This is a genomic window from Mycobacterium seoulense, from assembly GCF_010731595.1.
In the GTDB taxonomy this organism is placed as follows: domain Bacteria; phylum Actinomycetota; class Actinomycetes; order Mycobacteriales; family Mycobacteriaceae; genus Mycobacterium; species Mycobacterium seoulense.
This window is the reverse complement of the sequence record NZ_AP022582.1, coordinates 4,778,578-4,802,009: the sequence shown is the minus strand read 5'-3', so window position 1 is coordinate 4,802,009 and position 23,432 is coordinate 4,778,578. Positions and strand designations below refer to the sequence as shown.

Below are 23,432 nucleotides of genomic sequence, written 5' to 3'. Positions count from 1 at the left end.
GAGCGCAATGACTCAGGACGTGCAGGCGGCAACGGACGGACCGGTAACCCCGGCGCCCCGGTACGCCGGCACCCGCGTCCAGCGGGTGGAGGACGGCCGGCTGCTGACGGGCCGCGGCAGCTTCGTCGACGACATCGTCCGGCCCGGAATGCTGCACGCCTGCTTCGTGCGCAGCCCGTTCGCGCGGGCGCGCATCAACGGCATCGACGCCTCGGCCGCGCTGGCGCTGCCGGGCGTGCGCGCGGTGTTCACCGCCGCCGACCTCAACCCCGACGCGAAGGAGGCGTGGCACGCCGTCGCCGGCAAGGACGTCCCGGACACGCCGCGACCGCCGCTGGCCGAGGGCGAGGCCAAGTTCGTCGGCGACCCCGTCGCGCTCGTCGTCGCCGAGAGCCGGTATGTCGCCGAGGACGCGCTGGAACTCATCGACGTGGACTACGAGCCGCTGCCCGCGGTCACCGACTTCACCCGGGCGCAGGACGCCGATGTCCTGGTGCACGACGCCTACCCGAACAACGTCGCCGGCGGCATGGGCGGCGCCCCGCCCGACGAGGAGCTGTTCGCCAGCGCGCCGTGCGTCGTCAAAGAGCAGATCTATCAGCAGATCTACGCGCCGGTGCCGATCGAGACCCGCGGCCTGGTCGTCGAATGGACCGCCGCCACCGGGGAACTCACCATGTGGGCGTCCACCCAGACCCCGCACGAGCTGCGGGCGTTCTGCGCCCGGCTGTTGGGCATTGCGGCGCAACGTGTTCGGGTCATCATGCGCGACACCGGCGGCGGCTTCGGCCAGAAGGTCGTGCCGATGCGGGAAGACATGTGCATCATGCTGGCCGCCCGCAAGGTGCCGGCGGCGCTGAAGTGGATCGAGGACCGGCGCGAGAACCTGATGTCGGCGGGGCAGGCGCGGCACGTCGACGGCACGGCGCGGATGGCGTTCGACGACGAGGGCAACATCGCGGCGGCCGACATCGACTTCGTCCAGGACATCGGCGCCTACCCGACGCCGTACCCGGTGCTGACCACGGCCGCCATCGGCATGTTCTTCCCGGGCCCCTACCGGGTGCCCAAGGCCAGCTTCAACTACAAGACGGTCTTCTCCAACACCAGCGGCCTGGCCGCCTATCGCGGCCCCTGGCAGTACGAGACGCTGGCCCGCGAGGTCCTGCTCGACATCGCCGCGCGCAAGATGAACGTCGACCCGGTCGAGTTGCGCCGGCGCAACCTGCTGCGCCGCGACGAGATGCCGTACGTCAACCCCAACGGCATGCCCTACGACCACGTCGCCCCGATCGACACGTTCGAGCAGGCGGTGAAAATCCTTGACCACGAAGGGTTTCGCAAGGAGCAGGCCGAGGCGCTGGCGCAGGGCCGCTACCTGGGTCTCGGGTTTTCCGCCTACATCGAGCCGACCGGCGCGGCGACGGGGCACCTGGCCACCGAGGGCGCGACCATCCGCATGGAGCCGACCGGCAAGATCAACGTGTACGTCAACGGCGGCTCGAGCGGAAACAGCATCGAGACCACCGTCGTGCAGCTCACCGCCGACGCGCTCGGTGCCGACATCGACGACGTGGCCACCATCCAGGGCGACACCGCGATCACCCCGTACGGGGCGGGGACGCAAGGCAGCCGCAGCGCGCCGATGACCGCCGGGGCCGTCAGCGAGGCGGGCGCCATCCTGCGCGAGAAGATCGTGGCGCTGGCGGCGCACCACCTGAAAGTGCCCGAGGCGCAAGTGGATCTGGCGTTCTCGGTGGCCAGCGTGCGCGACGACCCGGCCAAGTCGGTGTCGTTCGGCGAGCTGGCCTATGTGGCGTACTACTCGCCGCAGCAGCTGCCGCCGGGACTGTCGACCAATCTCGAGGCGACCGCCCGGTTCAACTCGACCAATCCCATCCACTGGTCCAACGCGACGCACGCCTGCACCTGCGAGGTGGACGTGGCGACCGGCAAGGTGACCCTGCTGCGCTACATCGTCAGCGAGGACGTCGGGCCGATGATCAACCCGTCGGTGGTGGAGGGCCAGATCGCCGGCGGAACCGTGCAGGGCATCGGCGGCGCCCTGATGGAGGACATGGTCTACGACGACGAAGGCAACCCGCTGGCAACGACTTTCGTCGACTACCTGCTACCCACCGCCACCGAGGTGCCGCCGATCGAGTTCGGCCACGTCGAGATACCCGGGCCGGGGCCCGGCGGCTACAAGGGCGCCGGCGAGGGCGGGGCCATCGGCTCGGTGCCGGCGGTGATCAACGCCATCAACGACGCGCTCGCACCGCTGGGCGTGACGATCACCCGGCTGCCGGCCAGCCCGGCGTCGATCGCCACCCTGCTGGAACGGGGGCAACGGTGAAGCCGGCCGCGTTCGACTACCACCGCCCCGACACCATCGGCGACGCGGTGGGCCTGCTGGCCGAACTGGGCGACGACGCGAAAATCCTTGCCGGCGGCCAGAGCCTGGTGCCGATGCTGGCGATGCGGCTGGCCTACTTCGACCACCTCATCGACATCTCCCGGCTGGCCGAGCTGCAGGGCATCGAGCGCCGGGGATCGGAACTGTGGATCGGCGCGGGCACCACCGAGGCCACCGTCGGCGCCGATGACCGAGTGCGCCAAGCGGTTCCGCTGCTGACGCGGGCGACGCCGTTCGTCGGGCACTTCCAGATCCGCAACCGCGGCACACTCGGCGGGTCGATCGCCCACGCCGACGCCGCCGGCGAATACCCGGCGGTCGCGCTGACCCTGGACGCGGTGATGGAGGTGCAGTCGCCGCGGGGGCGCCGCGAGATCGCGGCCGCCGACTTCTTCGCCGGGGTGTGGGAGACCACCATGGACTCCGACGAGGTGCTGACCGGGGTGCGGTTCCCCGTGTGGAACGGCAGATGCGGGTTCGCCGTCGAGGAATTCTCCCGCCGGCACGGCGATTTCGCGATCGCGGGTGCCCTGGTCGCCGTCCAGCTCGACGACCGGGATCGGGTAGCGCGCTGCGCGATCGGGCTGCTGGGCATGGGGTCCACGGTCCGGCGCGCCACCGCGGCCGAGGTGGCCGCGGTCGGCAGGCCGGTCGCCGAGCTGGTGCCCGAGGAGATCGGCGAGGCCGCGATGAGCGGGCTCGACGACGTCCCCAACGACCTGCAGGGGTCGGCGGAATACCGGTTGAAGGTCGGCGCCACCATGGCCACGCGCGCCTGGACACGAGCGACAGCCGAAGCAGCCACGGGGGAAAACGATGCGTGAACGTCCAATCGACCTGTCCGTCAACGGAACTCCGACCACGGCCGCGGTCGAACCGCGGATGACGCTGGCGGACTTCCTGCGGGAGAAGTGCGGGCTGACCGGCACCCACCTGGGCTGCGAGCACGGGGCGTGCGGGGCGTGCACGGTCCTGCTGGACGGCCAGGCCGTGCGTTCGTGCCTGATGTTCGCGGTGCAGGCCGACGGGACGGAGGTGACGACGGTCGAGGGCGTCGCCGCGGCGGACGGCACCCTGTCGCCGGTGCAGTCGGCGCTGCGGGAGTGCCACGGGCTGCAATGCGGCTTCTGCACGCCGGGTTTCGTCATGTCGCTGACCGCGCTGCTGCGCGACAATCCCGATCCCACCGACCAGGAGATCCGCGAAGGCCTGTCGGGCAACTTCTGCCGGTGCACCGGTTACCAGGGCATCGTGGCCGCCGCCCGCCGGGCCGCCGAGGTCCAGTCGGTCACGCGGCGATAAAGCTTCACCATCGGGGTCGCATCGATAGGCGCGCGGTTGCAGGGGGTTTCGTCGCTTCACGCGTAATCTGATTTCCCGGTATCGGGTGATCGTCGGGAGTGGCGCGTGCGGTTTTCGCAAAGGGCACGGTGGAGTCTTGCCGGGGGATCCCTGCTGATTGCGCCGGTGCTGGTCAGTCCCGCGCTGATCGACGCATGTTCCTCCACCATCGCCGGCCGCCCGGTCGCCGCGCCCGGGGCGGGTCCGGTGGAACCCACGTTCCCCACACCCAGGCCGACCACGGCGCCGCCGGCGCCCACCGCGAGCCCGGCCCCCGGCCTGCCGACCACCCCGGCCAACCCGACGGCGCCCGCCGGCGCCATCCCGCTGCCGCCCGACCAGAACGGCTACGTGTTCATCGAGACCAAGTCGGGCACCACGCGCTGCCAGATCAACAGGGACACCGTCGGCTGCGAGGCGCCGTTCACCAACTCGCCCCTGCAAGACGGCGAACACGCCAACGGCGTCAGCGTCGACTCCGGCGGCAAGGTGCAGTGGGTGCTGGGCAACCTGGGGGCCATCCCCACCGTCCAGATCGACTACAAGACCTACAACGCCGCGGGCTGGACGATCAACGCGACCGCCGACGGGACGCGCTTCATCAACGACCGCACCGGCCACGGGATGTTCGTCAGCCTCGACAAGGTCAACACGTTCTAAAGGCCAGGATCCGGACCGGCGATCGCCGGCTCAGCCGTCCCATACCAAGTGGCCGTCGGGGCGGCGGCGAGCCCCGTCGGCGGGGCGGTGTGGGCTGAGGCGGCCGTTCGGCATGAGGTGTCGCACCGGCACCGCGCGACCCAGCTCCGCCACGTCGGCGATCAGTCGCCGGTGGCAGCGCCACCAGACGCTCTCGCTGCACATCACCGCGGTGGTGCGCCGGGTTGCGTCGGCCAGGACCTCGTCCAGCGCCGCGTCGAACTCCGGCGTCCGGGTGTACGCGGCGTACGCCCGGAATGCGGCCACGGTCCACCAGCTGTCCGGCTCCTCTTCTCCGGCCGCGACATGACGCCGACCGCCCAGGCGAGGCTCCCATCGGTAGCCGATGCCGCGTTGGGGCAACCAGCATTCCAGGGCCTCCCGCCGCACGTCCGGATTCGTCCGACTGGCGGGATATCGCCGCACATCCACCACCAGCTCGACTCCGGCGCCGGCAAGCAACTCCGCTAGCCGCTCACGGCCGGCTGTCCCGTGCCCCACGGTCAGCAACGCCCGCTCCACCAGACCAGTTTGCCCGGCATGCCGGTCGCGGCAGTCGACACACAGCCCGGGCCGATCAAGGATGGGTGCGGTGATCCTCGCCGTCGACTTGGGTAAGACGTCCTGCCGGGCTTCGGCGGGCGGCCGTAGGGCGGAGGGGCCGGGCGCGCCCGGGCTGGCGGCGCCTGGCGGCGTGCGGGCCGCGGAGGCGGTGATCCTGACCTTGGCCAGCGAATTGGCGCGCGAGCTCGGCGCGGTCGATGAGGTGATCGTGGGCGCCGCCGGCGCGCTGGCGGCGCCGGACGGGGCGCGTGCGCTGGGCGATGCGCTGCTGACCGCGCTGCGGGCGGAGCGCGTCGCCGTGACGAGCGACGCCGTGATCGCGCATGCCGGCGCGCTGGACGGAGAGCCGGGCGTCGTGCTGATCGCGGGCACCGGCGTCGTGGCGCTCGCGATCGACGCTGACGGCGCCCTGCGGACTGCCGACGGCTGGGGCCCGTGGCTGGGTGACGAGGGCGGCGGCGCGTGGATCGGCGCCGCCGGGCTGCGCGCGGCACTGCGCGCGCACGACGGCCGCGGCCCGTCCACCACGCTGCTCGACGCCGCCCGCGCCCGCTTCGGCGCGCCGGAGACCTGGCCCGCGCAGCTCACCGGCGCCGCCGAGCTCGCGTCCTTCGCACCCGACGTCCTCGCCGCGCAGGGCGACGCCGCCGCGCTGGCCATCGTCGGCGCGGCGGCTGAGGCGCTCGCCGCGACCGCTCGCGCGGCCGGGGACGGCCCGGTCGCGATGGTCGGCGGCCTGGCCGGGTCCACAGCGCTGCGTGCGCAGCTCGACCTCGTCCCCGCCGCCGGCGACGCGCTCGACGGCGCGCTGCGGCTGGGGGCGATCCACCAGCCGCACGTGATCCGCGTGCAGGCGGCACCCAAAACCTTTGGCGTTCAAGGACTCGACGCGCTCGCCACCGAAGCCGCGCGTCCGCGCCTGCACGACCTCGACGCGCGGCCCGTCGGGGAGGTCGTCGCCCTGCTCGTCGCCGCCGAAGGCGAGGCGCACGCCGCGGTGGCGGCGGCGGTCCCGCGGATCGCGGCGGCGGCCGAGGCGATCGGTGCGCGACTCGAGCGCGGCGGCCGCCTGATCTACGCCGGTGCCGGAACGCCCGGGCGGCTCGGCGTGCTCGACGCGGCCGAATGCGCGCCCACGTTCGGCACCGACCTCGTGCGCGGAGTGATCGCCGGCGGGCCGGCGGCGCTGACCGAGGCGATCGAGGGCGCCGAAGACGCGTTCGACCCCACCGATCTCGCCGACCTGACCGCCGCCGACGCGCTCGTCGGGATCACCGCGTCGGGCCGCACACCTTACGTGCTCGGGGCGCTCGAGCATGCGCGTGCGGCGGGTGCGCTGACGGTCGCGATCGTCAACAACCCCGGCAGCGAGGCGTCAGCCGACGTGGTGATCGAACTGTTGACCGGGCCCGAGGTGTTGGCAGGCTCGACGCGGCTGACCGCGGGAACGGCTCAGAAGGTCGTGCTCAACGCGCTGTCGACGAGCGTGATGATCGCGCTCGGCAAGGCCTACGGCCCGCGGATGGTTGACGTGCGACCGACCAGCGCGAAGCTGCGCCGCCGTGCGGTGCGGATCGTGCGCGATGCGGCCGGCGTCGACGAGGAAACCGCGGCCGCCGCACTCGCCGCCGCGGGTGGTCACGCCAAAACCGCGATCGTCGCGCTGCTCGCAGGCGTCGACGCGACCGAGGCCGCCGCCCGGCTCGACCGGGCGCGCGGACGCGTGCGGGCCGCGCTCGGAGGGCGATGAGGCGCCGACGCCCGAGACCGCTCGTCAGCCTCGACAAGGTCAGCACGTTCTGAAGGTGGGCTCAGGAGCCTGGCAGGCGGGGTCAGTACCATCGGTGCCGTGGAACGCAAAGGCCCACCCGACGACTTCCACGAGCAGGCGACCCATCATGCCAACTACGGCATGGCTGACCAGCCGACTTCCGGCGAACCCCCGCACTACCCGCCCGAGGGGTTCGAGCAGCCCGAGGCTTTCGACGCCCTGGAGAGCGAACCCACGCCGTGGTATCGCAAGCCTCCGCTGCTGATCGCCTGGCTGGTGTTCGTCGCGATCCTGATCGCGCTGATCGCCTACGGCATCACCGAGCTGCTGCACGGCGGAGGGGGCGCCGGCCCCACCCCGAGCACCAGCAGCACGAGCACGACCACCACCACCACCACCACGACGACGACGACAGCGCCGACCACCACCACGACGCCGACGACCAGCAGCTCGGTCGAGGCGCCGGCACAGCAGCCGACTCAGCAGCCCACGCGCCAGCCCAGCCAGCAGGAGCCGTCGCACCGGCACCACCTGCCACAGGTGCCTTCGGTGATCACGATTCCGGGCGTGCCCACAGTGATCACGGTCCCGCCCGGCCTGCGCTGACCCGGTCGGCCGCTATGGTGAGGACCACCGGGCGATCGGAAGTGGGGTGCGGGGCATGAGCGAGTCGCTCGGGCTGTCGATCGGGGCGGCCCACCTGGTGGCGGCCCGGGCGGGAAGCGCCCCGGTGGTCCGCAGCGCCGTGTTGACCCTCTTCGAGCACCGGCCGACCGAAGTTGGCCTGCCGGAAGAGAACCCGAACCTGACCGAAAACGGGATGGTGCTCCGCGGCTTCGTCGAGCGCGTCGGCGACCGCTCCCCCTTGGTGGCGCCCGACGGGACGAAGTACCTCGGCGAGGTGCTGACGGTCGAGGCGATCGAGGCCATGGCCCGCACGGTCGGCTACGGCGCACCGATCACCATCGCCGTCCCCGCGTACTGGTCCGAGGCCCAGTTCGCCGCGCTGCGTGACGAATTCTTCGCCCAGCCGGATCTCGCCCGCGGCGGTGTGACCCCGGTGCTGGTGTCCGACGCCACCGCGGCGCTGGCGGCACTGCGCGGCAGGCCGGGATTCCCGACCGCCGGCGTCGTCGCGCTGTGCGATTTCGGCGCCAGCGGCACCACCATCACCCTGATGGACGCCGGAGCGAATTTCACCCACATCGGTCCGTCGGTGCGCTACGCCGATTTCTCGGGCGACGCGATCGATCGGCTCGTCCTCGGCCGCCTGCAGGCCTCCGACGACACCATGGCCGACATGGCCGGCACCGTGCGGATGGGCTCGCAGGCCCGGCTGCTCGACGCATGCCGGCGCGCCAAGGAGCAACTGTCGACCGCCGCGACCGCGACCCTCGCGGCGGCTCCGGGCGCCAACGCGCAGCTGTCGCGCGCCGAGCTGGATCAGCTGATCTCCGAACCGCTGGACCGATTCCTGGACACCCTCGAGGAAGCGTTGCGCCGCAACGCCATTCCGGTATCCAGGCTGGCCGCCGTGGCGACCGTCGGCGGCGGCGCCAGCATCCCACTGCTCTCCGCGCGGCTGTCGGAGCGTTTTCGGGTGCCGGTCCACACCGCGCCGCAGCCCGCGGCCAGCGCCGCGATCGGCGCGGCGTCGCTCGGTGGTCAGCAGGCGCCGGCGGGCGCCCCGACCGCCGCGGGCGCCGTCGTGGAAGCGCCCACCGAGATGGTGGGCACCGCCGGAATCGACATGACCCAGGCCGCGTCGGCCGCCCGGGCCACCGACGTGGACGGCGCGCTGGCCTGGTCGCAGGACGCCGACGGCGCCGACGAGCCGGTGCCCTACACCGGGCGCGACGCCACCGGTGAGTACACCGATGAGGCAACCGATCTCGACCGGGCCGCCGGCGACCGCTACGCCGCCCAGGAGGGCGGGCTGCCGTGGTACAAGCGCACGGCCCTGGTCCTGACCGTCGCCGGCGCCGCGGCGGCGGTGCTGGTGGCCATCGTGTTGGCGCTGACCCTGGGCCACCCCAAGCCCACCCCGGTCACCACCACACCGGCTCCCCCGCCGACGTCGCAAACCGTGACCATCACCGGGCCGGACAACAGCACCACCGTGACGGTCCTGCCGCCGCCCCCGCCGCCGCCGTCGTCGTCCGAGCAGCCGCCGGCCACCACGACGACCGAGCCGCCGACCACCACCACCACGACGCCCCCGCCGACCACCACCACCACGACGCCCCCGCCGACCACGACCACAACGACCGCGCCGCCGACCACGACCTCGCAGGCGCCGACCACCACGGCCGCGCCCCCCACGACGACCCGCTTCCGGCCGCTCCTGCCACCCTTCGTGCCCCAACCCCGGCCCTGACGCGGTGGCGCCGGTCACGGCGACGAAGCTCACACCCCCGCCGGGCGCTAACCAAGCAGGCCAAGGGCGCCGATGAACGCCAAGTTAGGGCAGCCTTTCTCGCGGCGAAAGCTGCGGAGATGCAACTATGAGCAGGGCTGAGCAGGCAAACAAAACGCTGGCTGAATCAACAAGGCATTGGGGAGACCTTCTGTGACGACGCAGATGCTCATCAGACTGGTAGTGGGCATGGGCATGACGCTGGTCGTGGCCGCACTGGCTGCCCGGCGGGTCCTGTGGCTGTTCAAGCTGATCACGTCCGGGAAGCCCGCCCCGGGACACACCGACGAACCCGGCAAACGAATCTGGGCCGAGGTCTCCGAGGTCTTCGGGCAGCGTCGCCTGCTCAAGTGGTCCATCCCCGGCCTGGCCCACTTCTTCACCATGTGGGGATTCTTCATCCTGCTGACGGTCTACATCGAGGCCTACGGGCTGCTGTTCCAGGACAACTTCCACATCCCGATCATCGGGCGCTGGGACGCGCTGGGCTTCCTGCAGGACTTCTTCGCCACCGCCGTCTTCCTGGGCATCACCACGTTCGCGATCATCCGGCTGACGCGCAGCCCGCGCGAGATCGGCCGCTCGTCGCGGTTCTACGGCTCGCACACCGGCGGCGCCTGGCTGGTGCTGTTCATGATCTTCAACGTCATCTGGACCTACGTCCTGGTGCGCGGGTCCGCGGTCAACAACGGCACGCTGCCCTACGGCAAGGGCGCGTTCCTGTCGCAGCTGTTCGGCGTGATCCTGCGTCCGCTGGGCCAGCCCGCCAACGAGATCATCGAAACCGTGGCCCTGCTGCTGCACATCGCGGTCATGCTGGCGTTCCTGATCATCGTGCTGCACTCCAAGCACATGCACATCTTCACGGCGCCCATCAACGTCATCTTCAAGCGGCTGCCCAACGGGCTCGGGCCGCTGATGCCGCTGGAACACGACGGCAAGCCGATCGACTTCGAAAACCCGCCCGACGACGCCGAATTCGGCCGCGGCAAGATCGAGGACTTCAGCTGGAAGGCGATGCTGGACTTCGCCACCTGCACCGAATGCGGGCGCTGTCAGTCGCAGTGCCCGGCGTGGAACACCGGCAAGCCGCTCTCGCCGAAGCTCGTCATCATGGACCTGCGCGACCACTGGATGGCCAAGGCGCCCTACATCCTCGGTGACAAGGAGAGCCCCCTCGAGAACACGCCGGAGGGCGGCATCGGCGAGGAGCTGTCCGGCGAGAAGCACGCCGAGGCGCACCACGTCCCCGAGTCCGGGTTCGGCCGCGTCATGGGGTCCGGCCCCGAGCAGGCCACCCGCCCGCTGGTCGGCACCGCCGAACAGGGCGGCGTCATCGACCCCGACGTGCTGTGGTCGTGCGTGACCTGCGGCGCCTGCGTGGAGCAGTGCCCGGTGGACATCGAGCACGTCGACCACATCGTCGACATGCGCCGCTACCAGGTGATGATGGAGTCGGAGTTCCCGTCCGAGCTGTCGGTGCTGTTCAAGAACCTGGAGACCAAGGCCAACCCGTGGGGCCAGAACGCCTCCGACCGCACCAACTGGATCGACGAGGTGGACTTCGACGTCCCCGTCTACGGCGAAGACGTCGACAGCTTCGACGGCTACGAGTACCTGTTCTGGGTCGGCTGCGCCGGCGCCTACGACGACAAGGCCAAGAAGACCACCAAGGCCGTCGCCGAACTGCTGGCCATCGCCGGGGTGAAGTACCTGGTGCTGGGGACCGGCGAAACCTGCAACGGCGACTCCGCGCGCCGCTCGGGCAACGAGTTCCTGTTCCAGCAGCTGGCCGCGCAGGCCGTCGAGACCCTGGACGGGGTGTTCGAGGGCGTGGAGACGGTGGACCGCAAGATCGTCGTCACCTGCCCGCACTGCTTCAACACGCTGGGCCGCGAATATCGCCAGCTGGGCGCCAACTACTCGGTGCTGCACCACACCCAGCTGCTCAACCGGCTGATCCGCGACAACAAGCTGGTGCCGGTGACGCCCGTTTCTCAGGACATCACCTATCACGACCCGTGCTACCTGGGCCGGCACAACAAGGTGTACGAGGCGCCGCGCGAGCTGATCGGGGCCGCGGGGGCCACGCTCACCGAGATGCCGCGCCACGCCGAGCGCAGCTTCTGCTGCGGTGCCGGCGGCGCGCGGATGTGGATGGAAGAGCACATCGGCAAGCGGATCAACCACGAACGCGTCGACGAGGCCCTGGCCACCGGGGCGTCGACGATCGCCACCGGCTGCCCGTTCTGCCGCGTGATGGTCACCGACGGCGTCAACGACCGCGCCGAGGAGGCCGGCCGCACCGGCGTCGAGGTGCTCGACGTGGCCCAGGTGCTGCTCGGCTCCCTCGAGTACGACAAGGCGACGCTGCCGGAGAAGGGCACGGCCGCAAAGGAAGCCGAGAAGCGGGCGGCTGCTGCGCCCAAGGCCACCGCGACCGTCGAGGCGCCGGCCAGGGAGACCGAGCAGGAACCCGCCGAGGCCGCCCCGAAGGCCGAAGCCGCGCCGAAAGCCGAATCCGCGCCCGCCGCTCCCGTGAAGGGGTTGGGCATCGCCGGCGGGGCGAAGAGGCCCGGCGCCAAGAAGGCCGCCCCGGCGGCCGAGGCCGAGGCGGAGGCACCCGCGGCGTCTTCCGAGGCACCCGCCGCCCCGGCCAAGGGGTTGGGCATCGCCGCGGGCGCCAAGCGTCCCGGGGCCAAGAAGGCCGCCCCGGCGGCCGAGGCCAAGGCGGAGGCGCCCACGGCCGAGGCCGCACCCGCGGCTGAGGAGAAGGCCGAAGCCAAGGCGCCCGCGGCGCCGGTCAAGGGGTTGGGCATCGCCGCGGGCGCCAAGCGCCCCGGCGCCAAGAAGGCCGCCCCGGCAGCCGAGGCACCCAGGGCCGAGGCGCCCAAGGCGGAGGCATCCAAGCCCGCCGAGCAGGCGGAAGCCGAGCCCGCGCCGAAAGCGGAGCCCGCAAAACAGGCCGACGGCGACGGCGCACCGGCGGGCCCGCCGGTCAAAGGCCTGGGTATCGCCCGCGGGGCCCGCCCGCCGGGCAAGCGCTGATCAGGGATTTTGCCGCTTGACGGCAAAATTCGGTGGACACAAGTGGCACCATTGGTGAGGTGACCATGCACCAACTGCCCCTGCACGCGAGCGCCCACCATCGGCAGCGCGTCTTCGCGCAGTCGTCCAAGCTCCGGGACGTCCTGTACGAGATCCGCGGTCCGGTGCACCAGCACGCCGCGCGGCTGGAGGCCGAAGGGCACCGCATCCTCAAGCTCAACATCGGCAATCCGGCGCCGTTCGGCTTCGAGGCGCCCGACGTGATCATGCGCGACATGATCCAGGCGCTGCCGTACGCCCAGGGCTACTCGGATTCGCAGGGCATCCTGCCCGCCCGCCGCGCGGTGGTCACCCGTTACGAGTTGGTCGAGGGCTTCCCCCGGTTCGACGTCGACGACGTCTACCTGGGCAACGGGTGCTCCGAGCTGATCACGATGACGCTGCAGGCCCTGCTCGACAACGGCGACGAGGTGTTGATCCCGTCGCCGGACTACCCGCTGTGGACGGCGTCGACGTCGCTGGCCGGCGGCACGCCCGTGCACTACCTGTGCGACGAGACCCAGGGGTGGCAGCCCGACATCGCCGACCTGGAATCCAAGATCACCGAGCGCACCAAGGCGTTGGTCATCATCAACCCCAACAACCCGACCGGCGCCGTCTACAGCCACGGGGTGCTCACCCAGATGGTGGAACTCGCGCGCAAGCACGAACTGCTGCTGCTGGCCGACGAGATCTACGACAAGATCCTCTACGACGACGCCAAGCACATCAACGTGGCCACGCTGGCGCCGGACATGTTGTGCCTCACCTTCAATGGGCTGTCCAAGGCCTACCGGGTCGCCGGCTACCGCGCGGGCTGGCTGGCGATCACCGGCCCCAAGGACCACGCCGAGAGCTTCATCGAGGGCATCAACCTGCTGGCCAATATGCGGCTGTGCCCCAATGTGCCCGCCCAGCACGGCATTCAGGTGGCCCTGGGGGGCCACCAGAGCATCGAAGACCTGGTGCTGCCCGGCGGCCGGCTGCTCGAGCAGCGCGACGTAGCGTGGGAGAAACTCAACGAGATTCCCGGGGTGTCCTGCGTGAAGCCCGAGGGCGCGCTGTACGCCTTCCCCCGCCTCGACCCCGAGGTCTACGACATCACCGACGACGAACAGCTCGTCCTCGACCTGCTGCTGCAGGAGAAGATCCTGGTCACCCAGGGCACCGGATTCAATTGGCCGGCACCGGATCACCTGCGCATCGTGACGCTGCCGTGGGCCCGCGACCTGGCCGCGGCGATCGAGCGGTTGGGCAACTTCCTGGTCGGCTATCGCCAGTAAGCATCTTCGCAGCCGGCGCCTCTACGGTGGACCGGGTGAGCCACTCCCACTCCCACTCGCACAGCCTGTCCGGCCCGGCCCCGGTCGACCCGCTGCCCGCCAGGATCGTCGTCGGGCTGCTGGTCGCGATCGGTCTGGCGGTACTGGCGGGCGCCGTCGTGCTGTGGCCCAGCCGCGAGCACGTCGACATCCCCATGCCGTTGCAGAACGCGGCCGGCGGCGCCGTGAGCACGCAGGCCGGGCACGTGCTGTCCAGCGGCATGGGCGATTGCGGGAGCCCGTCGGTCAGCCAGGTGCTCACCACCGCACCACAACCGGCGCCGCCGGGCGCCGGCCGGTGCGTGCTGACCCAGGTGGCCATCGATTCCGGCCCCAACGCCGGCGCCAGCACGTTGCTGGAGTCCTCCCCCGGCCCCGGCCAGCCGAAGTTCGCGGTGGGAGACCACATTCGGCTCGTCCGCCAGGTCGACGACCAGGGCGCCACCAGCTACGCGTTCTACGACTTCGAACGGGGCTGGTCGTTGGTCGCCCTGGCCGTCGCGTTCGCGGTGGTGGTCGTCGCGGTGGCGCGCTGGCGGGGGCTGCTGGCGCTGGTCGGCATCGTGGTCGCGTTCTCGGTGCTGGTGGTGTTTCTGCTGCCCGCGCTGCGCGACGGGGCCCCCGCGATTCCGGTGGCCCTGGTGGCCTCGGCGGCGATCCTCTACGCGGTCATCTATCTGGCCCACGGCGTGAGCCTGCGGACCAGCGCCGCGCTGCTGGGCACCCTGACGTCGCTGCTGCTGGCCGCGGGATTGTCCTGGGCCGCAATACGAGTGGCCCATCTGACCGGCCTGTCCGACGACCAGAACGCCACCGTCAGCGCGTACCTGGGCAACGTGTCGATCGGCGGCCTGCTGCTCGCGGGCTTCATCATCGGGTCGCTGGGTGTGCTCAACGATGTGACGGTGACCCAGGCCTCGACGGTGTTCGAGCTGGCCCACCTCGGCGGTTCGCGACGCGCGATCTTCGTGGGCGCCATTCGGGTCGGTCGCGACCACATCGCCAGCACGGTGTACACGCTGGTGCTGGCCTATGCCGGCAGTTCGCTGCCGCTGCTGCTGCTGTTCAGCGTGGCCAACCGCTCCCTGACCGACGTGCTGACCAGTGAGAGCGTGGCGATCGAGATCGCCCGGTCGGCGGTGGGCGGTGTCGCGCTGGCGTTGTCGGTGCCGCTGACGACAGCGATCGCCGCGGCGCTGGCGAAGCCTAGTGAAATCGGCTCCGCTCCAACAGATCCAGCAGATAGCCGCCATACCCGGACTTGAGCAGGGTCTGCGCTTGCTCGGCCAGCTGCTCGTCGGTGATCCAGCCCTGCTGCCACGCCACTTCCTCGGGGACGCTGACCTTCAGGCCTTGCCGCCGTTCCAGCGTGCGCACGAAGTCGCTGGCGTCGAGCAGGGAGTCGAACGTGCCGGTGTCGAGCCAGGCCGTTCCGCGGGCCATCACCTCGACCGAGAGCCGGCCCCGATTCAGATAGATCTGGTTGACCTCGGTGATCTCGTACTCCCCGCGTGCGGACTTCTTCAGGCCCCTGGCGATCTCGATCACGTCGTTGTCGTAGAAATACAGACCCGGCACCGCGTAATTGGATTTCGGCGTCTTGGGTTTCTCCTCCAGCGACAGCGCCGTGCCGTCGTCACTGAACTCGACGACACCGTACGCCGACGGGTTGGCCACCCAGTACGCGAAAACCGCTCCGCCGCTGATGGTTTGGAAACGGCTCAGGCTGGTGCCCAGGCCGGGGCCGTAGAAGATGTTGTCTCCCAACACCAATGCCACCGAGTCGTTGCCGATGTGGTCGGCGCCCAGGACGAAGGCCTGGGCCAGGCCGTCGGGCCGTTCCTGCGTGACGTAGCTGATGTTGATCCCGAATTGCGAGCCGTCGCCCAGGAGCCGCTCGAAGCCCGCCGCGTCGTGCGGGGTGGTGATCACCAGGATGTCGCGAATCCCGGCCATCATCAGGGTGGACAGCGGGTAGTAGACCATCGGTTTGTCGTACACCGGCAGCAACTGCTTGCTGATGCCCACGGTGATCGGGTGCAGGCGAGTGCCCGAGCCGCCGGCCAGGATGATCCCGCGCATGGTGGTCCCCTATTCCACGCTCAATCGCTCAATTGACGAGGTCGGATTCGGTGAGGTCGGTGGCCGCCAGCGCCGACGCCAGGTCGTCGTGCCGGAACACGGACGTGACGTGGTCGTGGACCACCCGGAATGCCGACGCCGCGGTGGTCACGGCTCCGGGACTGTCCGGGGCGCTGACCTTCTGTTCGACGACCACGACACCGTCGTGCACGTACATCCGGCCGACTTCGGCCGTGCCGTCGCGGGAGGCGGCCCAGCTGCGCAGCGCCTCGTGGCCCTGCGCGGCGCCGTGCGCGTCGCCGATCTCGATGTCGTCGCTGGACAGCTCGACCAGGGTTTCCAGATCGGCGGCGTTGAGCGCGTCGTGCCACGCCAGGACGGTGGCGATCTCCGAAGTGGTCATGGTGTGCAAAGTTACCGTGTGCGCCCCGCCGCCGTGGCTAGAGCGGGGTACGGTCCAGCCAGTTCTGCCACACCCGCTCGTCGCCGAACAGCGCGACGCCGGTGTCCGCGAGCGGCAGCCGGCGCAGGATGGCCAGCAGCAGTTCGGTCGCACCGCCCCGCAGGGCCGCGGTGCCCTTGCCGTGCTCGTGCGACCAGGTGATCCGGCCGTCGTCGACGCCGATCGTCCACTCGCCGGCTGCGCCGAGCCCGGGGTCGGTGGCGTGTAGGTGCAGGGTGTCGTCGCCGTCGAGCGGCAGCGGCGCCCCGTCGCTTCCGGCCTGGATCGCGACCCGCTCCAGCCATTCGGTGATCGCGTCGGCGGCCACCGCGGCGTCCAGGGTGTAGGGGGATCCCAGGGCGATGGCCGCGTCGGCCCGGTGCACGGCGACCTCGTGCAGGCGGCGCCGGATCCACCAGTTCGCCGCGCGGGGGCCGAGGAACGTCCACACCGGGGTTTCCACCCCGGTGAGCTCGACGGCGTCGACGAGCCGCTGCGCTCCGCCGTGCAACCAGGAGATCGCGTCGGCCGGATCGGGTGGCGGCTTGCCGCCCTCGACGGACCGGGGGTCGAGAAACTCCTGGAGCCGGTCGCGCACGATCTGCGCCGCCCAGCGGTCGCCGCGCCCGACGTGGCGCAGCAGTTGGCTCAGGCTCCAGCCCGGGCAGGTCGGCACCGGCGTGGACTGGTCGACATCGCGGAAAAGCTCCGAGAATGCGCGGTTCTCTTCGAGGAATGCGCCGGCGTAGTCCACCCCGGTCAGGCTACTCGGCGGCGTCAACGGCTTCAGGGGCGCGGCGCGCCCAGCCGGAACACCCGCCAGCCCGCTTGCGTCCAGCGTGCGGCGTCGAGGCAGTTGCGGCCGTCGACGATGACGCGGGCGCGCACCCGGTCGGCCAGGTCCCCGGGGTCGAGGTCGATGAACTGCCGCCACTCGGTGAGAACGAGCACCGCGTCCGCGCGCTCGCAGGCCTCCTCGACCGACACCGCGTAGTTCAGCGTGGGGAACAGCCGCTGCGCGTTGTCCAGCGCCTTGGGGTCGTACACGTTGACCGCGGCGCCGTTGAGCTGCAGCTGGCCGGCGACGTTGAGCGCGGGCGAGTCGCGCACGTCGTCGGATTCGGGCTTGAACGCCGCGCCCAGCACGGCGATGTTGGCGCCCAGCAGCGATCCGCCGCAGGCGGCGCTGGCGAGCTCCACCATCCGGGTGCGCCGGCGCATGTTGATGCTGTCGACCTCGCGCAGGAACGTCAGCGCCTGGTCGGCGCCCAGTTCACCGGCGCGGGCCATGAAGGCGCGGATGTCCTTGGGCAGGCAGCCGCCGCCGAAACCCAAACCGGCGTTGAGGAATTGGCGACCGATCCGGGGGTCGTAGCCGAGCGCGTCCGCCAGCACGCTGACGTCGGCACCCGCCGCCTCGCACACCTCGGAAATGGCGTTGATGAACGAGATCTTGGTGGCCAGAAAGGCGTTGGCGGAAACCTTGACCAGCTCCGCGGTCTGCAGGTCCGTCACCAGGAACGGCACTCCCTCGGCGAGCAGCGGGCCGTAGAGCTCGCGCACGGCCGTCTCGGCGCGCGTCGAATCCTGTTGCACGCCAAGGACGATGCGGTCCGGGTGCAGGGTGTCGTGCACCGCGTAGCCCTCGCGCAGGAACTCCGGGTTCCAGGCGATCTCCACGTCGACGCCGCGGGGTGTCAGGGCGGCCGCCCGGTGGTTGAGCTCGGCCGCGGTTCCCACCGGCACGGTCGACTTGCCCACCAGCACCGAGGATCTCGTCAGCCGCGGCACCAGCGCGTCGATGACGGCGTACACGTGGCGCAGGTCGGCGCCGTACTCGCCCTTCTTCTGCGGTGTCCCGACCCCGAGGAAATGCACGTCGGCGAACTCGGCAGCCAGGTCGTAGTCGGTGGTGAACCGCAGCCGCCCGGCCGCCAGGTTCTTCGTCAGCAGCTTGCGCAGGCCGGGCTCGTAGAAGGGGATGTCACCGCCGGCGAGCTTGGCGATCTTGCCCGAGTCGATGTCGACCCCGACCACCTCGTGTCCCAGTTCCGCCATTCCGACGGCGTGGGTCGCACCCAGGTAACCGGTGCCGAAGACGGTGCATCGCATATAACCGGTGTAGGTCGCCGCGATGAGCTAACTGCATCGCCCCGCTAAGCGGGAGGCAAACGGCAGATGACAGGTGGCCCAGCTGCCCGCGCTAGTGGCGGCCGAAGCCGTGACCACCGCCGAAGCCGCCGTGGCCGCCGCCGAAGCCCGGGATTCCGGGGAACCCGCCGCCGCCACGCGGCCCGTCGTCGCCGCCTTCTCGTGGCCCGAAGCCGCCGCCGGGCGGCCCACCGATGACCGGCCCGCCGATGCCGGGTATCGGCAGCGGGATCGGAACCGGAATGGGGGCCACCGCCGGTGGCGGTGCGGGAGCCGGCGCGGCCGGGATCGGTGCGGGCGCCGGGGCCTCGGGAACCAGGACGGGAGCGGGGGCCGCCGGGGCCGGGGCCGGGGCGGGCACTTGGGCCTCGGGCGCGGGCGCCGGGGCCTGTGGGGCGGGAGCCGGGGCTGCCGGTGCCGGCGCTTCGGCCGGCGCGGGGGCCGCTGGGGCCGGCGCGGCCCGGGTGGGCGCGACGACGTTCTGGTTCGGGCTGGGCCGGACGTTGGCGGTCGGCCGGATGGCGATCGCCAGGGAGACGACCAGCGCCACCACACCGATGACGAAGACGCCCGCCACGATGCTGCCCACCAGCCGGAACGAGCGGCGCTCGGGATAGCCCGCGTCGACCAGCGCGGTGGCGCCGGTGTGCGCACCGGTGTAGGGGCCGTCGATGTCGTCGGGCACGGCGCTGTAGGCGAGCGCGTCCCTGCCCAAGGTTCCCGGGGTGTCGAAGTAGCCGGGCGCCAACGCGAACGGGTTGATGGCTCCGGTGCCCGGGTCTTGGGCATAGGCCAGCGCCGCGGTGGACGACGAGAACAGCGGGGCATGCGCCGAGGCCAGCGCCGCGCCCCGGGCCAGCGCCGTCTCGGGCTCCTCGGGGGCCGACAACGGCAGCGAGGTCGCCGCCTCCAGCGCGGGTTTGATCAGGGGGATGTCGATGCCGGAGCCGACGACGAACACGCCGTCGGGGCGGGTCTCGAGCGTCTCTGCCTGCGACACCATCGCGGCCAGCTGGGCCACCGCGGCCTCGTCGTCGGCCGGCAGCGGCTGCCGGCGGACGTCGGCGACCGAGCCGTCGGCGCTGTTGACCACCGCCAGGGTCGCCGTGTCGGGCTCGATGTACAGCAGCGCCGTCTGCGCGTAGTTGGTCTGGCTGCCCACCGCTTGCGCCAGGGCGGCCGCGGCGAGGAATGCCGAGACCAACATCACGTTCTCGACCTTGTGGGCGGCCAGCGCATCGCGCAGCGCGGCGGCCTCGATCGGGTCGGTGAAGGTGACGCCGGTCGAGGCCAGCTGGTAGCCGCCCTCGGCCGCGCCCTGACGTGTGCCCAGGATCGCGGACACTACCTGGTTGGCCGCGTTGAGCGTTGCGGCGTCGTCTTCGGGCGGAACGTCGAAATTGTCTTCGTCAACGGTGGCGCCTTCGCCGTTTTGGCCTTCGACCAGCACCATCCGGACCGCCGTCGGCGCCATTGACACGCCAAGTACGGTGTCCAATGTTCCTCCAAGGTTCGATTTGCTAGCCCTGATGATGAGGACGTGGCCGCCGCACCCCGCGAAAACGCCAGAGGTCACTGAGTCCCCACCCTATGTTCCCCTAGTGATCCGATTTTACGCGCGGTCGCGCCTTTCGGTTGGGGACGGGCGCGGCTACGGGACCGGGATGCCGTGTTCCCCCAGGTGCCGGTGCAGCCAGTCGTCCCATTGCTCGCCGTGGGAGGGGGCGGGCCCCGGTTGGGGGGACGCCGGGGCGGGCGCCGGCGGGGCGGACGCCGGGGGCGGCGGGATCACCGACGGCGGCGGGGGCGCCTGGTTGCCCGGGGCGACGACGTTTTGGGTGATGTCGGGGCGCTGGTGCGCGTGGGGCCGGATGTCGACGGCCAGCGCCACGGCCAGTGCGACGACACCGCCGACGAACACCAGGGTGGCGGCGACGACGGCCAGCACCGCTTTCCGGCTGCGCTGCTCGTCCGTGTGGGCGGCGGCCTCGCGTTCGGCCCCGGTCGCCCGGGCCTTCCCGCTGTCCGATTCGGCGCTGTAGGCCAGCTCGCGCCGGTCCGCCGAGGGGTCCCCGGCGTAGGGCATCGCGATCGTCGACGGCGCCCCCAGCCGCGCGTTGGCCGCCGCGAGTGAGGCGCCCCGCGCCAGGGCCATCTCGGGCTCCTCGGGCGTGGTGACCGACAGCGAGGTCGCCGCCTCGAGCGCCGGCTTGAGGTAGGGGATGTCGACGTCCGAACCCACGAGGAACAGTCCGTCCGGGCGCGCCCGCATCGATTCGGCGTCCGAGGCCATCGCGGCCAGCTTCGCCAGCGCCGCCTCGTCGCTGCTGGGCAGCGGATGCCGGCGCACGTCGGCGACCGACCCGTCCGCGGTGTCGACGACGGCCAGCGTCGCGGTGGCGGGTTCGACGAACAGCAGTGCGGTGCGCGCGCAATTGGTCGCGCTGCCCGCCGCCTGCGCCAGCGCCGCTGCGGCCATGACCGCCGACACCAGCTTGACGTTCTCGATCTTGCGTTCCGCCAACGCCTTTCGCAGCGCGGCCGCCTCGGCGGCATCGGTCCAGGTCACTCCGCTTGATGTCAGCTGATAGCCGCCCTGGGCCGCGCTCTCCCGGGTGCCGAGAATCGCGGAGACGACGCGATCGGCCGCGGCGACCGCGGTCGTCTGATCGGTGAGGTGAAAACCGTCCTGATCTACGGTCACCCCGCCGGCGGCCTCGCCTTCGACCAGCACCATGCGGACCGTCTCAGGCGCCATGGACACGCCAAGTACGACGTCCACTGCTCCTCCAAGTCGTCCAAATCGATTGCTGCGCCGTGCGCACGGGCGTCCGTCACTTCGGGAGTGGCGGAGACTTCGCGGCGATCCCGGCCGCGCCCCAACCCAATTCGCCACCCTAGCGCGCGAAGCCAGGCGTCCGGGGCTGCGACGGCCTACCCGGGGTGACGTGTCATTGAGTGAGGTTCGTCCGCCGCGGGCCTATTTGTGCCCGCCGCCACCGCCACCGCCGCCGCTGTGGCCGCCGCCACCACCCAGGCCGCCGCCACCCAGGCCGCCGCCGCTGTGGCCACCGCCGAACCCACCGCCGCCACCCAGGCCGCCGCCACCCAGGCCGCCGCCGCCCAGGCCGCCGCCGGTGTGGCCACCGCCGAACCCGCCGCCACCACCGGGGGCGCCGAAGCCGCCACCGCCGAACAGGCCACCGGGTCCGCCGCCATGGCCGCCACCGCCGAACAGGCCACCGGGACCGCTGGGCGCGCCGCCGCCCGAACCGGGAGACGGAAGGTGCCCGCCGCCCAATCCGCCCGGCCCCGCACCCGGGGGCGACACGTGGCCGCTACCCAGGCCACCGGGGCCCGAGCCCGGGGGCGAACCCGGCGTCGACACGTGGCCGCCGCCGAGGCCGCCAGCGCCCGAACCGGGTGCCGGCTCGTGCCCGCCACTGGAGCCGCCGGTGCCCGAACCCGGAGGTGACACATGCCCACCGCCGAGGCCGCCAGGACCCGAACCGGGGGCGGGCTCGTGGCCGCCGGTGGAGCCGCCCGTGCCCGAACCGGGCGGCGGAACATGCCCGCCAGTCGAGCCGCCGGTACCCGAACCGGGCGGCGGAACATGTCCTCCGGTGGAGGTGCCGGTACCCCCGGGAGGCGTCTGGTGGGGTGGCGACTGCGGGACCGTGCCACCGGTCTGTGGCGGCTCGGGAACGTGGACCGGCGGTTGGGGCAGCACCGGCTGCGGGGGCGACACGCGCGGCGGAGCCTGGATGACCGGCGGGCTCACGATCGGGTTGGGAACCGGGACGCGGACCGGCGGCAAAATCACCGGCACGATCGGCGGGACCACGACGGGAACCGGCACCACCGGAGCCGCCGGGACCGGCGCCGCGGGGATGGGAGGCGCCGCGGGCGGAGGGGCCGCAGGCAGCGGCGCGGCGAACTGCGGAGTCATCGGCTTGGGCGCCGCCACCGGCTCCGGCACGTTGAGCTTCGCCGCCGGGGCCGACGCCTCGACGGGCGCCGGCGGCTCCTGCGTCGGGACGATCAGGTGTTGTCCCGGGGTGGGCTGCAAGGCGATCGTGCCGGTCGTGCGGATGCCGATCGCCAGCGCGATCTCGAGCGCCAGCACCGCGCTGATGCCGGCGACCGCCAGCCCGCTCCCGATCAGCAGGGCCGGCCTGCGCCGCGGTTGGCTTTCGTCCGGCATGAAGAGCTTTTCGATGACGACGGTCGGCGAATCGGCGTCCTCGTCGGGCACCGCGCTGTAGGCGAGCTCGTCGTCGCCGGCCTCCGGCCCGAAAGGCACGTACAGGTATTCGGGCAGCGAGTGCTGGTCGACGGCACCGGTGCCCGGGTCCTGGGCGTAGGCCAGCGCGGCGGTCGACGAGGCGAACAGCGGCGCGTTGGCCGACGCCAGGGCGGCGCCGCGGGCCAGCGCCGTCTCCGGCTCCTCCGGCACGCTGACCGCCAGCGAGGTCGCGGTCTGCAGCGCCGGTTTCAGCGGGGCGACGTCGACGCCCGAGCCGACCACCAGCACGCCGTCCGGCGCCGCTTCCAGCTTCTGCAGCCCGGCGATCATGCCGCCGAGTTGCGCGGCGGCCTGGTCGTACGACTCGGCGTAGATCGGTTGTTTGTAGATGTCGGGGATGGACCCGTCGGAGGTCTCGACAACCGCCAGCGTCGCGGTGTCGGGCTCCACGAACATCACGGCGGTTCGCTCGTAACCCATTGCTCCGCCGACATTTTGGGCCAGTGCGGTCGCGGCGAGGAAGGCCGACACCAGCATCACGTGCTCGACCCGGTGCGCGGCCAGTGCGTCGCGCAACGCCGCCGCTTCGAACTGGTCGGTCCACGTCACGCCGATGGACGACACCTCGAGTCCGGCGTCGGCCGCGCCCTCGCGGGTCCCCAGGATGGCGGCGAGCACCTGGTCGGGTGCGCTCGCGGTGGGCGCTTCGGCGGCGGCGGCGACGTCGAACACTTCCTCTTCGACGGTGGCGCCGTCGGCGTATTGGCCTTCGAGGACGACCATTTGGATCGACGCCGGTGCCATCGACACCCCGAGCACGATTTCCAAGACAAACCCCTCCAAAGGTATTGCGCGGTGAACCATGGTCAGGCGGAGGAAAGAACCATGGCTAACT

18 protein-coding genes and 1 pseudogene are annotated in these 23,432 nt (G+C 71.6%); 11 read left to right on the top strand and 8 right to left on the bottom strand.

Annotated elements, in window-relative coordinates:
* Window positions 1-7 precede the first annotated feature (7 nt).
* The 4 genes from G6N37_RS22230 to G6N37_RS22215 all read left to right on the top strand — a co-directional run bounded on the left by G6N37_RS22230 (window position 8) and on the right by G6N37_RS22215 (window position 4,417).
* Entirely contained in the window at window positions 8-2,356 is a 2,349-nt protein-coding gene (locus G6N37_RS22230; protein WP_163683562.1) for a xanthine dehydrogenase family protein molybdopterin-binding subunit, read from the top strand.
* Window positions 2,353-3,240, top strand: a complete 888-nt coding sequence (locus G6N37_RS22225) for an FAD binding domain-containing protein (RefSeq protein WP_163683561.1) — start codon at window positions 2,353-2,355, stop codon at window positions 3,238-3,240. Before G6N37_RS22230 ends, G6N37_RS22225 begins: the two co-directional genes overlap by 4 nt.
* Window positions 3,233-3,718 (top strand): (2Fe-2S)-binding protein, encoded by a 486-nt coding sequence (locus tag G6N37_RS22220; RefSeq protein ID WP_163683560.1) that lies wholly within the window; start codon window positions 3,233-3,235, stop codon window positions 3,716-3,718. The genes G6N37_RS22225 and G6N37_RS22220 overlap by 8 nt, the downstream gene beginning before the upstream one ends.
* Window positions 3,719-3,868: 150 nt before the next feature.
* Window positions 3,869-4,417: a hypothetical protein gene (locus tag G6N37_RS22215; protein WP_163685379.1), complete on the top strand. Its 549-nt coding sequence runs from the start codon at window positions 3,869-3,871 to the stop codon at window positions 4,415-4,417.
* A 30-nt stretch (window positions 4,418-4,447) separates the two neighbouring features.
* Here G6N37_RS22215 and G6N37_RS22210 read toward each other — a convergent pair whose 3' ends face one another.
* The gene (locus G6N37_RS22210) at window positions 4,448-4,978 is read right to left on the bottom strand and encodes a DUF488 domain-containing protein (protein WP_163683559.1); all 531 of its coding nucleotides are present in this window, start codon (window positions 4,976-4,978) and stop codon (window positions 4,448-4,450) included.
* Window positions 4,979-5,039: 61 nt separating this feature from the next.
* Here G6N37_RS22210 and G6N37_RS26710 point away from each other — a divergent pair.
* The 7 genes and pseudogenes from G6N37_RS26710 to G6N37_RS22180 all read left to right on the top strand — a co-directional run.
* Window positions 5,040-5,732, top strand: a pseudogene (locus G6N37_RS26710) (BadF/BadG/BcrA/BcrD ATPase family protein); the annotation flags it as partial.
* A 135-nt stretch (window positions 5,733-5,867) separates the two neighbouring features.
* Complete coding sequence (gene murQ, locus G6N37_RS26705; RefSeq protein ID WP_372514735.1) at window positions 5,868-6,770, top strand: N-acetylmuramic acid 6-phosphate etherase; 903 nt, start codon at window positions 5,868-5,870, stop codon at window positions 6,768-6,770.
* A 99-nt stretch (window positions 6,771-6,869) separates the two neighbouring features.
* Complete coding sequence (locus G6N37_RS22200; protein ID WP_163683558.1) at window positions 6,870-7,397, top strand: hypothetical protein; 528 nt, start codon at window positions 6,870-6,872, stop codon at window positions 7,395-7,397.
* A 55-nt stretch (window positions 7,398-7,452) separates the two neighbouring features.
* A complete protein-coding gene (locus G6N37_RS22195) occupies window positions 7,453-9,168 on the top strand; it encodes an Hsp70 family protein (protein WP_163683557.1) in 1,716 nt (571 codons plus the stop codon).
* 192 nt (window positions 9,169-9,360) lie between these two features.
* On the top strand, window positions 9,361-12,255 hold the full coding sequence (locus G6N37_RS22190) for a (Fe-S)-binding protein (protein ID WP_174813869.1): 2,895 nt from the start codon (window positions 9,361-9,363) through the stop codon (window positions 12,253-12,255).
* A 32-nt stretch (window positions 12,256-12,287) separates the two neighbouring features.
* A complete protein-coding gene (locus tag G6N37_RS22185; RefSeq protein WP_163683556.1) occupies window positions 12,288-13,577 on the top strand; it encodes a pyridoxal phosphate-dependent aminotransferase in 1,290 nt (429 codons plus the stop codon).
* Window positions 13,578-13,603: 26 nt separating this feature from the next.
* Window positions 13,604-14,881, top strand: coding sequence for a YibE/F family protein (locus G6N37_RS22180; protein ID WP_163683555.1), 1,278 nt, complete (start codon window positions 13,604-13,606; stop codon window positions 14,879-14,881).
* Here G6N37_RS22180 and rfbA read toward each other — a convergent pair.
* From rfbA to G6N37_RS22145, 7 genes are all read right to left on the bottom strand, one after another.
* Window positions 14,823-15,698, bottom strand: a complete 876-nt coding sequence (gene rfbA, locus G6N37_RS22175) for a glucose-1-phosphate thymidylyltransferase RfbA (RefSeq protein ID WP_163683554.1) — start codon at window positions 15,696-15,698, stop codon at window positions 14,823-14,825. The two genes, G6N37_RS22180 and rfbA, sit on opposite strands and share 59 nt — an antisense overlap.
* Window positions 15,699-15,726: 28 nt before the next feature.
* Entirely contained in the window at window positions 15,727-16,101 is a 375-nt protein-coding gene (locus G6N37_RS22170; RefSeq protein ID WP_163683553.1) for a nuclear transport factor 2 family protein, read from the bottom strand.
* A 37-nt stretch (window positions 16,102-16,138) separates the two neighbouring features.
* The gene (locus G6N37_RS22165; protein ID WP_163683552.1) at window positions 16,139-16,894 is read right to left on the bottom strand and encodes a maleylpyruvate isomerase family mycothiol-dependent enzyme; all 756 of its coding nucleotides are present in this window, start codon (window positions 16,892-16,894) and stop codon (window positions 16,139-16,141) included.
* 32 nt (window positions 16,895-16,926) lie between these two features.
* The gene (locus G6N37_RS22160) at window positions 16,927-18,252 is read right to left on the bottom strand and encodes a UDP-glucose dehydrogenase family protein (RefSeq protein ID WP_163683551.1); all 1,326 of its coding nucleotides are present in this window, start codon (window positions 18,250-18,252) and stop codon (window positions 16,927-16,929) included.
* Between the two features lie 91 nt (window positions 18,253-18,343).
* On the bottom strand, window positions 18,344-19,789 hold the full coding sequence (locus G6N37_RS22155) for a DUF7159 family protein (protein WP_443677490.1): 1,446 nt from the start codon (window positions 19,787-19,789) through the stop codon (window positions 18,344-18,346).
* 153 nt (window positions 19,790-19,942) lie between these two features.
* Window positions 19,943-21,073, bottom strand: coding sequence for a DUF7159 family protein (locus G6N37_RS22150; protein WP_163683549.1), 1,131 nt, complete (start codon window positions 21,071-21,073; stop codon window positions 19,943-19,945).
* Window positions 21,074-21,271: 198 nt separating this feature from the next.
* Window positions 21,272-23,356 carry a DUF7159 family protein gene (locus tag G6N37_RS22145; RefSeq protein ID WP_264067443.1) on the bottom strand — a complete coding sequence of 695 codons (2,085 nt, stop codon included), beginning with the start codon at window positions 23,354-23,356 and terminating at the stop codon, window positions 21,272-21,274.
* Window positions 23,357-23,432: the final 76 nt, after the last annotated feature.